The sequence below is a fragment of the Mycolicibacterium rhodesiae genome (assembly GCF_002086695.1).
GTDB classification, from domain to species: domain Bacteria; phylum Actinomycetota; class Actinomycetes; order Mycobacteriales; family Mycobacteriaceae; genus Mycobacterium; species Mycobacterium rhodesiae.
This window is the reverse complement of sequence record NZ_MVIH01000028.1, coordinates 1-13,192: the sequence shown is the minus strand read 5'-3', so window position 1 is coordinate 13,192 and position 13,192 is coordinate 1. Positions and strand designations below refer to the sequence as shown.

The following is a 13,192-nucleotide window of genomic DNA, read 5'->3' as shown; positions in this document are numbered from 1 at the left end:
AGTTCTTACCGTGAACCTCGGGGACAACCGCACCTCCGTCGTGCAGGCAGTCGATTCCGGACTACTGGCCGGCGCCGTCACCCTGGCCTGGCAGCGCGGAAACGTGCTGCAGGTCAACGAGATCGGGTATCGCGACGTCGAGGCCGGTCTACCGATGCAGCGCGACACGATCTTCCGGGTCGCCTCGATGACCAAGCCGGTCACGGTGGCGGCCGCGATGGCGCTCGTCGACGAGGGCAAGCTCACACTGACCGATCCGGTCACCCGCTGGCTGCCGGAGCTGGCCGACATGCAGGTCCTGGTGGACCCGGCCGGCCCGCTGGACCACACGGTGCCCGCGCGCCGGGCCATCACGATCGACGATCTGATGACCCACCGCAGCGGGCTGGCCTACGTGTTCTCGGTGGCCGGCCCGATCAGCCGCGCCTACGGGCAGGTGTCGCTGCGCCAGGACCAGGATCACTGGCTCGCCGAGATCGCCAAGCTGCCGCTGGTGCACCAGCCCGGTGAGCGGCTCACCTACAGCCAAGCCACCGACATGCTCGGCATCGCGATCTCCCGCATCGAGGGCAAACCGCTGCACACCGTCCTCGCCGAGCGGATCTTCGAACCCCTCGGCATGTCCGACACCGGCTTCTTCATCTCTCCCGACAAGCGCGCCCGCGCCGCCACCATGTACCGCCTCGACCCGGAGTCCGGCCTGCAGCACGACGCCATGGGGCCCATCCCGGTGACCGAGCCGCGGTTCTGTCAGGGCGGGGCCGGTCTGGTCACCACCGTTGACGACTATCTGCGCTTCGCCCGCATGCTGCTGGGCGGCGGGGACGTCGACGGGGTGCGGGTCCTGTCGCCGGAGTCGGTGCAGTCGATGCGCACCGACCGGCTGACCTCGGAGCAAAAACAGTTCCCGTTCCTGGGTCTTCCGTTCTGGGTGGGGCGCGGCTTCGGCTTGAACCTCTCGGTGGTGACCGATCCGGCGAAATCCGCACAGTTGTACGGCCCCGGCGGGCTGGGCACGTTCAGCTGGCCCGGCGCGTACGGAACCTGGTGGCAGGCCGACCCGGCCAACGACCTGATCCTGATCTATCTGATCCAGAACTATCCGAACATGAGTGCGCCGGCCGAGGCAGTGGCCGGCAACACCTCGCTGGCCAAGTTGCAGTCGGTTCAGCCGAAGTTCGTCAAGCGCACCTACGGCGCGCTCGGTCTCTAGCGCTCCCCCAGTTCGACGGCCACTGCCGACGACCCCGGGCCCGGCCGGCTGACCCGAAGCCCGGCCTCTTCGGCGACCACGACCGCGGCGGCCCAATCATGCTCGGCGAGATCGGTTTCGACGAACCCGTCGATGGCGCCCTCGGCGACGGCGCAGATCGCCAACGCCGCAGACCCGAAGATCCGCGCGTCGGTGTAGTCGTGCATGTGCTGCGCGGTCAAGGTGAACTGCTCGCGTCGGACATCGGCGGAATACGAGTAACCCATTCCCAGCAGACGCGCCCCCGGCTCGCGGCAGGGCCCGGTGAGCCGGCGCACCCCGGCGCCGTCGGCGAGCCAGGCACCCCCGCCGCGCTGGGCGAAGTAGGTCTTGCCCAGCGCCGGGGCCACGACCGCCCCGGCGAGCCAGCGGCCGTCGGCATCTACCGCACCGACACACGTTGCGTAGTACGGGATTCCCCGGGTGAAATTGGTGGTCCCGTCGAGCGGATCGATCGACCACCTGACCGCAGCGGTCTGCCGCCCGGCGGGGGGCAGTTCCTCCCCGGTGACCTCATCGGCGGGCCGCCGCGCCTCGATCACCTCGCGCACCGCATGCTCGGCGGCGACGTCGACGTTCGTGACCAGGTTGCCGTGCTCACCCTTGGTCGTGATCTGGAGATCGCCTCGGGCGCCCGCGGCGAGCACGTCCGCGCCGCTGCGCGCGGCCGCCAGGGCGACGTCGAGCAACTCCGAAGTGTCCATCACGAGTCGACGCGCGCGCCGGTGGATTTGTCGAACACGTGCAGTCCGCCGTCGCGGACGGACATCGCGACCGGGGCGCCTTCGGCGAGATCGCCGAGCTGCGCGATGTCGAGAACGCTGACCAGCGTGCAACCGGACGCCTCGACCGCCACGATCGCGCGCGGGCCGAGATGCTCGATCAGGGCCACTCGGCCGGTGGAACCGGGTGCTACATCGCCGTGCACCCGGCTCAGAACGAGATGCTCTGGGCGGAAGCCGACCATGACCGGCTCGGAGTGCCGGGCGACGTCTCCGACCGGCAGCGCCAGGCCGTCCGATGAGCGGAAGACACCGCTGTCGATCACACCGGGCACCAGATTCATCTTCGGACTGCCCACGAAGCCGGCGACGAAGGTGCTGGCCGGTTTGTTGTACACCTCCAGCGGGGCGCCCTGTTGTGCGATGCGCCCTTCGTTCATCACGACCATGCGGTCGGACAGCGTCATCGCCTCTTCCTGATCGTGGGTGACGTAGAGCGATGTGATGCCCAGCCGACGCTGGATGCGCAGCAGCTCGGTGCGGGTTTCGACGCGGAGCTTGGCATCGAGGTTGCTCAACGGCTCGTCGAACAGGAACACCGCGGGCTCCCTGATGATCGCCCGGCCGATCGCGACGCGCTGCTGCTGACCGCCGCTGAGGTCCTTCGGCTTTCGCGACAGTGCGCCGGTGAGGCCGAGCGTTTCCGCGACGGCCGCGGCACGATCGCGGGCTTCCTTCTTGGCGATCTTTTTGGCGCGCAGCGGAAACGCGATGTTCTGCTCGACGGTCAGGTGCGGATACAGCGCGTAGTTCTGGAACACCATGGCGATGTCGCGGTCCTTGGGTTCCAGCGCGGTGACGTCCTTGTCGCCGATCCGGATGGTGCCTGCGGTGACAGGTTCCAGTCCGGCCAGCATCCGAAGCGATGTCGACTTACCGCATCCCGACGGACCCACCAACACAGTGAACGACCCGTCCGACATCTCGAGATCGAGGTCATGGACGATTTGAGCATCGCCGTAGGCCTTGTTGACACCACTGAAAGTGACTGTAGCCATTCTGCTTTCGTTCTCTCCTGCCGTGCTAGGTCTTGACCGCGCCGCCGCTGATGCCCTGGACCAGGCGGCGCTGAACAAAAAAGCTCGCGATGACGACCGGGACGACGGCGATCAGGATCGCCGCGCACATCGACCCGATCTGCACCCCGCGGAACGTGTTGAACCCGGCGATCGCCACCGGGAGGATCTTGGCGTTGCCCGGCGCCAGGATCAGCCCGTAGAACATGTCGTTCCATGACAGCGTGAAGCCGAAGATCGCCCGATGCGCCGATTCCGGGTAACACCTGAGGCAAGACCACCAGCAGGAACGCTCGAAACCGGCCGAAGCCGTCGACTCGGGCCTGTTCTTCGATCGACTTCGGCACCGCCTCGAAGAAGCCGATGAGAAACCACGTCACCACCGGCGCGACGAAGCTCAGGTGCGCGAATATCACCGGCACCAGGCTGTCCTGCAGCCGCAACGCGTACGCCATGGTCAGGAACGGGAAGACCAGCACGGCCGGCGGAATCATCTGCGCGGCAAGCAGTCCGAATCGGGTGGCGGTTCCGCCGGCGCGGTACGTGGTGATCGCGTAGGCACCCATGCAGCCGACAACGAGGCTGATCGCCACGCTGATGAAGGCGACTCCGAAACTGCGTGCCGCCGCGTCGAGGATGCCGGAGGACAGCACCGAACGCCAGCTGTCCAGGCTGGGACTGAACAGGACGAGACCCGGATCATTGAGCTGCACAGGAGTTTTCAAGCTCGCCAGCACGATCCAGGCGATCGGCATGACCACAACGACGACACCGACCCACAGCACCACGATGCGAGCCAGGGTGTATCCCTTCACGCTGCTCATGCGTCGCGGTTCCTCTCCAGCAGCCGGAATGTGATCACAACCGCGGTCAGCACCACGGCGAGTACCACGAACGCCATCGACGCCGCACTGCCGAGCCGGAAGAACTGCACGCCGGTCTGATACGTGTAGTACTGCAGGGTCTGGGTTTCGGTGCCGGGACCGCCTTTGGTGGTGGCGTAGACGTACTCGAAGACCTTCATCGCATCCAGCGCCCGCAGGAGCACCGCGACGGCCAGCACGGGCCGCAGCAGGGGCAGGATGACCCGCCAGAACACATACCAGGGCGGTGCACCGTCCACCCGGGCCGCCTCCAGCGGCTGTTTGGGGATCGATTCCAGGCCGGCGAGCAACAGCAACACCATGAACGGTGTCCACTGCCAGACGTCGATGAGCGCCAGCGTGTACAGCGCATGACCGGTACCCAGAAAGTCGATGTCGACGCCGAACTTCTTCAGCACGAACGGGATAGCGCCGAGTTGGTCATTCAGCAAGAACCGGAACGTCAGGCCGACGGCGACCGGGGTGATGAACATCGGCGCCAGCAGCATCGCGCGCGTGACGTCCCGGGCCCACTTCTGGCGCTGCAACGCCATCGCCAGCACCAGGCCGATGACCAGTTCGAGCACCACCGCCACCAGTACGTAGGTGGCGGTGGTCCCGAACGCCTGCCAGAAGTCGGCGTTGGTGAGGGTGTTGACGTAGTTCGTGAATCCGACGAATCGGGGCGCACGCCGATCGGTCAGTTTGTAGTCGGTGGCGCTGAGGTAGAGCGCGTAGAACAGCGGGAATCCGACGACCGCGACGAACAGCGCCAGCAGTGGACTCAACATCCCGTATTTGAATCTGGTCATGCCGGGTCCTTCCTACTCGTCACGGTCGCCGGCTCCCACAGTGTGAGAATCGGGGTCAGCCTCGGGTCTTCTCGGCGGCCGCCTGCGCGTCGCGCAGTGCGTCGTCGATGCTCTTGGTGCCGGCCACGGCCTCGTTCAGTTCCGTTCCGACGGCCTGGATCATCTCCTCGGCGTTGGTCTGGTTGCTCAGCGGTTTGGCCTTGGAGAGGATGTCGGAGACCACCGCGTAGTAGTCGGCACCGAATCCGTCAGCGAGGACCTTCGGATCCTGCGTGCTGCTGCTGCGGATGACCGCGCCGCCCTTGACGACCCGCTCGAGGTCGACCGGCTTGGAGGTCAGCCAGGACGCGAATGCCCATGCGGCATCGGCGTTCCCGGAGTTCTGCGGGATCGCCCAGCTCCACGAGCCCAGCACATCGACGCCACCGGGCATGGCGGTCAGCTTGAACGGGCCGACACCGGACTTGGCGGCCGTGCCGTCCGGGGCGTTGAGCGACGGCAGATTCCAGTTGTAGCTCACCAGCGACGCCGACTGCCCGCTGGACACCGACCGGCCGGCCTCGTCGAAGCCCCAGTTGAGGCTGTTCTTCGGGGCGGCAGTGTTGTACAGGTCGACGTAGGCCGTCAGCGCCTTCTTGGCCTCGGGTGTGTCGAGGGTGTACTTGCCCGAGTCGTCGTAGATCGAACCGCCCGCGGCGAACAGGAAGTTGGCCCACTCCTCGAACACTTTGTAGCCGCGCTGCGGCTGCATCGCGATGCCGGCCCGGTCACCGGAGACCAGCTTCTTGGAGTTGGCCACCAGGTCGTCGAGCGTCTTGGGTTCGCTCAGACCCGCCTTCTGGTAGTCGGGCACGCTGTAGATGTACCCGAGCGCGTAGTTGTAGAACGGCACCGCGTACCGCTTGCCGTCGACGGTGTCGATGTCGGTGAGTGGCTTGAAGAAGTCCGCATAGTCGTAGTCGGTTGTCGAGTCGATGCGGGAATCCAACGGCTGCAGCCAGTTCGCGGCGACGAAGTCCTTCATCCACACGTTGTCGACGACGACGAGGTCGTACGTCGCCTTGGGCGCCTGGAAGGATGCGACCAGCTTGTCGCGGATCTGGTCGTAGGTCTGCGGCTCGATGTTCACCTTGATGTTCGGATACTTCTTGTTGAACTCGGGGATCATCGATTTGACGATGTCGGTGTCGGGCACGTTCTCCATCAGGATGTTGACGGTGCCCGTGATGTCGGTCGGGACCTGACCCGACCCGGTGGCAGACGGAGTTTCCGGCCCGCCGCTGCCCGCGCACCCCGACAGCAGGAGCGCTGAAGCGCCGATGGCGCCCAGACATGTTGCGGCGCGCCGCAACCCTGGAGTTTTGAACTTCATTGCTTCCCCTTTTCGGTGGTGAACATCAGGGTTAATCCATGTAGGCGCCGCCGTTGACGGCAAGCGCCTCGCCGGTGATGAACCGGGCGTCATCGGAGAGCAGGAAGGCGACGCTGTAGGCCACGTCCTCCGGCTGCTGGAGACGGCCGAGCGGTGTGTCGTCGATCCACATCTGCTTGACCTTGTCGGGCGTGGTCCCGCGAAGCTCCGCTTCCCAGTCCAGTTCGCGCGACTGCATCGGTGTGGCCACGAATCCGGGGCACACACAGTTGACGGTGATGCCGTGCTCGGCCAGCTCGTATGCCATCGCCTGGGTCAGTCCGACGACACCATGCTTGGAGGCGACGTAGTCGGAGAGATACGGCACCCGGCCCTGCTTGCCCGCCATCGACGCGGTGTTCACGATCGTCCCGCGGCGTCCGGTGCGGACCATCGCGCGGGCTGCCGCCTGCCCGCAGATGAACACCCCTTTGAGGTTGATGTCCATCGTCAGGTCGTAGTTGTCCAGCGACACCTCGAGGAACGGGACCATGAACGAGATGCCGGCGTTGCTCATCCACGCGTCCAGTCCGAGCCGGTCGGCGACGTCGTCGGCGACCATGGCGGCCTGCGCAGGGTCGGTGACGTCGAGCTGAGTGGCTTCGTGGCCCACGCCGGCCGGGTCGTCCAGTCCGGCCGCGACCGCGGTGGCGGCGTCGAGATCGATGTCGGTGACAACGACTCGCCAACCACGTTGGGCCGCAACGGTAGCGATCGCCTTACCGATTCCCGATCCGGCTCCGGTGACGACCACGGTCTTGCTCATTGACGAGTCCTTTCGGCTAGCGTGTGCGAGATGGCGGTGGTGGCGGTGGCCAGGTCGCGCCATTCCTGATAGGCGGCGTCGTACACCGCGACGTTGTCGGGGTTCGGCACCACGGGTTCCCCGAGCCGGACGAAGTGCCGGCACTGGTCCCATCCCGCCAGCGCTCCGACACCGACCGCGGCGATCAGAGCGGCCCCCAGTGAGGCGCCGGGATGGTCGACGATGGGATGAACCGGCACGCCGAGAACCTCGGCGTGGATCTGCTTCCACAGCGTGGACTTGCTGCCACCGTTGGTGATCGACGCACGACCGAGTTCGATACCCAGTTCGCCGAACACCTCGACGTGGTGACGGAAGCCGAAGGCGATGGCCTCCAGGGTCGAGCGGTACATGTCGGCCCGGGTGGTGCCCAGATGCAGACCGGCGTAGACACCGCGCAGATCGGGGTCATGCAGTGGGCTCTTCTCGCCGAGGAAGTACGGAAGGCAGAGCACTTCGGCGGGACGCCGGTGCTGCGCCTCGGCGTCGAGGTTCAGCAGATCCTCACCGCCGACGAGGCTTTGGAACCAGCGGATCAGGCTGCCGCTGGTGGCCATGCAGCCGTTGGGCAGCCACCGCCCGGGCACCGGATGGGCATCCAGGTAGAGACGTCGATCGACGACGGGATCGTCACTGGCCACCAGGATGTCGCCGGCTCCCCCCAGCTTCACCAGCCAGTCGCCGTGTTCTTCGACGCCCGCGGCGAATGCCGACAACACATGATCGGCTCCACCGACGACCAGTGGGGTGCCCGCCCGCAGGCCGGTACGTTCGGCGAACTGGTCGCTCAGCCCACCGGCAACCTCTCCGGGCGACCGGACGGGCGGCAGCAGAGCAGGATCGAGACCGGCGGCGGACATCACCGCGCCGACCGGTTGCCCGTCGATGGTGAACAGGCCGGACTCCAGGGCCCAGTTCTTCTCGACGTGAGCGGCGGCACCGAGGGCGACCAGCAGCCAGTCGTACGAGCCGACGAAATACGCTGTCCGGGCGACGATGTCGGGCTCGTTGCGCTGCAGCCACAGCGCGGTGGGGGCCACCGACTGCTGGGTCAGTGCGGCACCCGTCAGTTCGACGAGGTCGATGTCGGCCAGCGCTGTTGCCAAAGTCCGTATTTCGTCGGCGGCCCGGGCGTCGTTCTGCAGAATCGCCCGGCGCAGCGGTCGGCCGTCGGCATCGATGGCAATCACCGCAGGCACCATGCCCGTGGTGGCGACAGCTTTCACGTCAGCCGGTGCGATACCCGCCGCAACGACGACCTCCTGCAGCGAGCTGACCACATTGGCCAACCATTGGTCCGGGTCCGCCTCGGCCCAGCCGGGCCGGTCACTGAAAAGTGTTGATTCGCGGCTGGTTTGACTGACGATGCCACCTTCGGTGTCCAGCAGCACCGTCTTGGTGCCCGTGGTGCCGATGTCCACGCCGATGGTGTAGCCGCTCACAGGGCTTCGTCCAGATCACCGTCGGCGGCCTTGCCGTCTCGATCCACGCACAGCACTTCGACGCCGAGGTTGCGGGCAGCCACCAGGGTCGGATGGTCGGGCGGGCTGTCGGTGACGATGTGGCCCGCCGCGCTCAGCGGGGCAACGGTCAGCAGTTGCACCCGGCCGAGTTTGGACTCGTCGGCAACGACGATGATGCGGTCGGCGGCGCCGGCGGCGGCCCGCTTGGCGCTGCCCTCGACCCGGTGATAGTCGGTCAGACCGCGGACCGGATCGACTCCGGCGACACCCATGATGTAGGTGTCGCAGTTGTACATCTGGTACACCGCTTCGGTTTCGAAGCCGATCAGGCTCAGCTCGCCGGGACGAAGGTGTCCCCCGGTGACGATGATCGTGGTATCCGGTTCGTCTGCGAGCTCGATCGCCGCCAGCAGGCTCGGTGTGACGATGGTGAGCCCGAGTTTACGACCGCGGATGGCGCGGGCCACTGCCAGTACGGTGCTGCCGCTGTCGAGGATGACGGTCTCACCCGGCTCGAGAAGTTCCACCGCCGCCTCGGCGATGTGCATCTTCTCGGTGGCCGATCGCGACGCCCGACTCTCGAACGATGGTTCTTCGGCCTTCTGATAGGCCTTGATCGCTCCGCCGGTGACGCGCCGGACCAGACCGGATGCCTCCAACGCGTCGACGTCTCGGCGGATCGTCATCTCGGAGACGCCGTATTCCTGTGCCAACGAGGCGTATTCGATCTCGCCCTCGTCGAGGACCCGCTGCTCTATCTGCGCACGCCGCGTCTTGGCTGACACCAGTTCGCCCGCTCCTTGTTGTGAGTGATTCACGAAGTGTGGGACTCAATGTAAAGTCTTCACGACTTGCCTGCAACAATTACCGGCAGATTTAGAACAAGATGTAATTTTCTTGCAGAACGCCACGACGGTGCGTTAGAAACAGACAGTCTCAATCGAAAGGGGTTCACATGGCCGACTGGGTGCGAGAGGTCTTCTCCGTACAGAAGCCCGTCATCGCGATGCTTCACCTCTCCGCGCTGCCCGGCGACCCCGGATTCGACACCCGCGCCGGACTCACGGCCGTGGTGGACCGCGCCAAGGAGGAACTCGACGCGCTTCAGCAGGGCGGCGTCGACGGGGTGATGATCTCGAACGAGTTCAGCCTGCCCTACCTCACGAAGACCGAACCGATCACCGCGATCACCATGGCCCGCATCATCGGTCAATTGCTCGGCGACATCTCAATTCCCTACGGGGTCAACGTGTTGTGGGACGGTCGCGCCTCGATCGACCTCGCCGTCGCGACCGGCGCACAGTTTGTCCGTGAGATCTTCACGGGCGTGTACGCCAGCGACTTCGGGTTGTGGGACACCAACATCGGTGAGGTTGCCCGTCACCGCACCCGCATCGGCGGCGCTGGGGTGAAGCTGTTCTTCAACATCGTCCCCGAGTCCGCCACCTACCTCGCGCAGCGCGATCTCGCGTCGATCACCCGCACCACGGTGTTCGCCACACTCCCCGACGCGATCTGCGTATCGGGGCTGACGGCAGGCGCCCCAACGGATCTCGAGGCGCTGTCCGTGGTCAAGAAGTCCGCGGGGACCGTCCCGGTGTTCGTCAACACCGGTGTCAGGGCCGAGAACGTCGCCGACCAACTGGCCGTCGCCGACGGTGCCATCGTCGGGACCTACTTCAAGAAGGACGGGATCTTCGAGAACCCGGCTCAGCGCGAACGGGTCGCCGAGCTGATGGCCAACGCCAGGAGCTGAGCCGACGCGCCGTTCCTCCTGCCGCCACAGCCGTCGCGCGGTCACACACCAGGACGCAGCCGGAACCAGCTAACCGGTAGGGCCGAGTCGCGACCTGGACGCGGGGAGGTCACGCCTCGGGGCCGGGACCCCGGACTGCGTCTGTGACTGCTTGCGAGGCCGCCCGGATCTGCGGGGTTACCAACATGACCTGGCCGAGCACGCCGTTGACGAAGCCCGGCGAGTCGTCGGTGGACAGCTCCTTGGCCAACTCGACTGCCTCGTCGACGGCCACTGGCTCCGGAACGTCCTCGGCGTGCAGCAGCTCCCACACCGCCACCCGCAGGATCGCGCGGTCCACGGCGGGCAGCCGCTCCAGCGTCCAGCCCTGCAGGTGCGAGGTGATCAGTTCGTCGATATGGGCCGTATTTGCCGTGACTCCCTGCGCGACGGTCACGGTGTACGGGTTCAACGCCGACACGTCCGCGTTCGCCTCGGCCAGCGCACTGCGTCCCTCGGCCACCTCGGCCGGGGTCAGACCCCGGGCCTCCGCCTCGAACAGCAGGTCGACGGCGCGCTTGCGCGCCTGATGCCGACCCTTGTCGGCCTTGCGGTCGGCCATATCAGGAGTTCACACGCCCCAGGTAACTGCCGTCGCGGGAATCGACCTTCAGTTTGTCGCCGGTGTTGATGAACAGCGGAACCTGGATCTCGGCTCCGGTCTCCAGCGTCGCAGGCTTAGTGCCCGCGCTGGAACGGTCGCCCTGCAGGCCGGGCTCGGTGCTGGCGACCTCGAGTTCGACGGTCACCGGCAGCTCCAGGTACAGCGGTGAGCCCTCGTTGAACGCGATCTGCACCGGCATGCCCTCCAGCAGGAAATCTGCCAGCCTGCCCACCAGCGCCTCGGGCAGCGGGTGCTGCTCGAAGTCCTCGGAGTCCATGAACACGAAGTCCGAGCCGTCGCGGTAGAGGTAGGTGGCGTCGCGCCGGTCGACGGTCGCGGTCTCCACCTTCACCCCGGCGTTGTAGGTCTTGTCGACGACCTTGCCGGACAGCACGTTCTTGAGCTTGGTACGCACGAATGCGGGGCCCTTGCCCGGTTTGACGTGCTGAAACTCGGTGATCTGCCAGAGCTGGCCGTCGATGTTCAGCACAAGGCCATTCTTGAAATCGGCAGTGGATGCCACGGTAGGTCGTTCTCCTAAGTCAGGACGGTCAGTTCCTTGGGGAACCGGGTCAGTAGTTCGGGGCTTCGTTCGCCGACGACCAGGGTGTCCTCGATGCGGACACCGCCACGGTCGGGCAGGTAGACACCGGGTTCCACGGTCACCACGGAGCCAGCAAGCAGTGTACCGGCGGCGGCGGAGTTGATTCCCGGCGCTTCGTGGATCTGCAGTCCGACACCGTGCCCGAGGCCGTGCCCGAAGAACTCGCCGTAGCCGGCGTCGACGATCACCTGCCTGGCCGCACCGTCCACGTCACGAAGATCCGCACCCACCTCGAGAGCGTTGCGGCCGGCCCGCTGGGACGCCGCCACCAGCTCGTAGATCTCCAGCTGCCAGTCGGCCGCCGCCCCGAGCACGAACGTGCGGGTCATGTCGGAGTGGTAGCCCCCGACCAGCGCGCCGAAGTCGATCTTGACGAAGTCCCCGCCGGCCAGCACCGCGTCGGTGGGCCGGTGATGCGGGATCGCCGAATTGGCTCCGGTGGCCACGATGGTCTCGAACGACGGCCCGTCGGCGCCGTGCTCGAGCATCAGCGCTTCGAGCTGGCGACCGACCTCGCGCTCGGTCCGGCCCGGCCGCAGCCCGTCGCTGCTCACCAGCACCGCAAGGGCGGCGTCGGCGGCTTCACAGGCCAGCCGCAGCAGGGCGAGCTCACCGGCGTCCTTGATCTCGCGCAGCGCCTCGACGGTGCCGGAGGCCCGCACCAGCTCGGCGGCGGGCTGTTCGTCGACTTCGCGGGCCAGGGCGTCGAATCCGTCGACGGTCACGACGTGACTCTCGAAGCCGATCCGTCGGGCGCCGTCGGCGACCGCGCGACCCACCAGATGACGTCCGCAGGCTCGCTCGATGACGGTTTCCAGGTCCGGGGCCTGCTGGGCGGCCTGGGTCCGGTACCGCGAATCGGTGGCCAGCACGTCGGGCGTGTCGCCCGCGAACACCAGCAGCGCCGCGTTCGAGCCGGTGAAACCGGAGAGATAACGCACGTTGACCAGGTCACTGACCACGATCGCGTCCAGTCCGTCGGCGGACAGCCGGGCGGCCAGCCGATCCCGACGTTGGCAATGTGTCACGGTCGCTGACGGTACTCGCTACGCTGGTCCCTCATGACTACGTGGTTGTTGCGCGGCCTGGCGTTCGCTGCCGGCATGGTGATCGTCCGTCTCGTGCAAGGCACGCTGATCAACATCTACGAAACCAAGGCGGGACTGATCAGCATCGTGCTGGTCGTGCTGTTCGGTATCGCGGCGTTCCTGTGGGGTCTGATCGACGGTCGTTCCGACGCCAATGCCAACCCCGACCCGGACCGGCGCCGCGACCTGGCGATGACCTGGCTGCTGGCCGGACTCGTCGCAGGCATCGTCAGCGGTCTGATCACCTGGATCGTGTCGCTGTTCTACAAGAACGTATATGCCGAGGGCCTGATCAGCGAGGTCACCACCTTCGCGGCGTTCACCGCGCTGATGGTGTTCATCCCGGCCATCGCGGCCGTTGCGCTCGGGCGTTTCCTGGTCGACCGCAAGCGGCCGCCGCAGGAGCGTCGTCGTGAGGACGGCAGCACCGGCGACGTGTTCGACGCCGCACGCGGCGAAGACGACCGCACCGGACCGATCGCGGGTCTGGAGCACCACGAGTCCGCGGCGACCGAGGCGCACACCTCGCCGGTGGCCACCGCCGAGCGCGACGAGCCGACCGAGCAGATCGACATGACGGGCAAGTCCGACAAGTCGTAGTGGACCGGCGCCGGACTAGATGTACTGACCACGGACGTTAAGTACGGCGTGGCGTAGTGACATGACGAAGACCTCCGAGTGAAGTGCGAGCTGCTTA

General features: G+C 66.5%; 13 protein-coding genes and 1 pseudogene. 3 read left to right on the top strand and 11 right to left on the bottom strand.

Annotation, left to right across the window (positions count from 1 at the left end):
- The first annotated feature begins 10 nt into the window (after positions 1–10).
- Positions 11–1,213, top strand: coding sequence for a serine hydrolase domain-containing protein (locus BST42_RS27735; RefSeq protein ID WP_083122923.1), 1,203 nt, complete (start codon positions 11–13; stop codon positions 1,211–1,213).
- On the opposite strand, the gene BST42_RS27730 is transcribed toward BST42_RS27735, so the two are convergent.
- From BST42_RS27730 to BST42_RS27695, 8 genes and pseudogenes are all read right to left on the bottom strand, one after another.
- The gene (locus tag BST42_RS27730) at positions 1,210–1,956 is read right to left on the bottom strand and encodes an inositol monophosphatase family protein (RefSeq protein WP_083122922.1); all 747 of its coding nucleotides are present in this window, start codon (positions 1,954–1,956) and stop codon (positions 1,210–1,212) included. The two genes, BST42_RS27735 and BST42_RS27730, sit on opposite strands and share 4 nt — an antisense overlap.
- Positions 1,956–3,032, bottom strand: a complete 1,077-nt coding sequence (locus BST42_RS27725) for an ABC transporter ATP-binding protein (RefSeq protein WP_083122921.1) — start codon at positions 3,030–3,032, stop codon at positions 1,956–1,958. Before BST42_RS27725 ends, BST42_RS27730 begins: the two co-directional genes overlap by 1 nt.
- A gap of 25 nt (positions 3,033–3,057) precedes the next feature.
- Positions 3,058–3,874 (bottom strand): annotated as a pseudogene (locus BST42_RS30405) (carbohydrate ABC transporter permease).
- Complete coding sequence (locus tag BST42_RS27715) at positions 3,871–4,725, bottom strand: carbohydrate ABC transporter permease (RefSeq protein ID WP_237159618.1); 855 nt, start codon at positions 4,723–4,725, stop codon at positions 3,871–3,873. The pseudogene BST42_RS30405 and the gene BST42_RS27715 overlap by 4 nt, the downstream one beginning before the upstream one ends.
- A 55-nt stretch (positions 4,726–4,780) precedes the next feature.
- The gene (locus tag BST42_RS27710; RefSeq protein WP_083122920.1) at positions 4,781–6,097 is read right to left on the bottom strand and encodes an ABC transporter substrate-binding protein; all 1,317 of its coding nucleotides are present in this window, start codon (positions 6,095–6,097) and stop codon (positions 4,781–4,783) included.
- Between the two features lie 31 nt (positions 6,098–6,128).
- Positions 6,129–6,902: an SDR family NAD(P)-dependent oxidoreductase gene (locus BST42_RS27705; RefSeq protein WP_083122919.1), complete on the bottom strand. Its 774-nt coding sequence runs from the start codon at positions 6,900–6,902 to the stop codon at positions 6,129–6,131.
- Positions 6,899–8,383: an FGGY-family carbohydrate kinase gene (locus BST42_RS27700; RefSeq protein WP_083122918.1), complete on the bottom strand. Its 1,485-nt coding sequence runs from the start codon at positions 8,381–8,383 to the stop codon at positions 6,899–6,901. Before BST42_RS27700 ends, BST42_RS27705 begins: the two co-directional genes overlap by 4 nt.
- Entirely contained in the window at positions 8,380–9,189 is an 810-nt protein-coding gene (locus BST42_RS27695) for a DeoR/GlpR family DNA-binding transcription regulator (RefSeq protein WP_237159617.1), read from the bottom strand. The genes BST42_RS27700 and BST42_RS27695 overlap by 4 nt, the downstream gene beginning before the upstream one ends.
- A gap of 170 nt (positions 9,190–9,359) precedes the next feature.
- On the opposite strand from BST42_RS27695, the gene BST42_RS27690 reads away from it, so the two are divergent.
- Positions 9,360–10,160 carry a BtpA/SgcQ family protein gene (locus tag BST42_RS27690; RefSeq protein WP_083122916.1) on the top strand — a complete coding sequence of 267 codons (801 nt, stop codon included), beginning with the start codon at positions 9,360–9,362 and terminating at the stop codon, positions 10,158–10,160.
- A gap of 109 nt (positions 10,161–10,269) precedes the next feature.
- On the opposite strand, the gene nusB is transcribed toward BST42_RS27690, so the two are convergent.
- The 3 genes from nusB to BST42_RS27675 are packed head-to-tail and all read right to left on the bottom strand — an operon-like array spanning position 10,270 to position 12,435.
- Complete coding sequence (gene nusB / locus BST42_RS27685) at positions 10,270–10,761, bottom strand: transcription antitermination factor NusB (protein WP_083122915.1); 492 nt, start codon at positions 10,759–10,761, stop codon at positions 10,270–10,272.
- A 1-nt stretch (position 10,762) separates the two neighbouring features.
- The gene (efp, locus tag BST42_RS27680; protein ID WP_083122914.1) at positions 10,763–11,326 is read right to left on the bottom strand and encodes an elongation factor P; all 564 of its coding nucleotides are present in this window, start codon (positions 11,324–11,326) and stop codon (positions 10,763–10,765) included.
- A 14-nt stretch (positions 11,327–11,340) separates the two neighbouring features.
- A complete protein-coding gene (locus BST42_RS27675) occupies positions 11,341–12,435 on the bottom strand; it encodes a M24 family metallopeptidase (protein ID WP_083122913.1) in 1,095 nt (364 codons plus the stop codon).
- A gap of 33 nt (positions 12,436–12,468) precedes the next feature.
- On the opposite strand from BST42_RS27675, the gene BST42_RS27670 reads away from it, so the two are divergent.
- Positions 12,469–13,095: a B-4DMT family transporter gene (locus BST42_RS27670; RefSeq protein ID WP_083122912.1), complete on the top strand. Its 627-nt coding sequence runs from the start codon at positions 12,469–12,471 to the stop codon at positions 13,093–13,095.
- Positions 13,096–13,192: the final 97 nt, after the last annotated feature.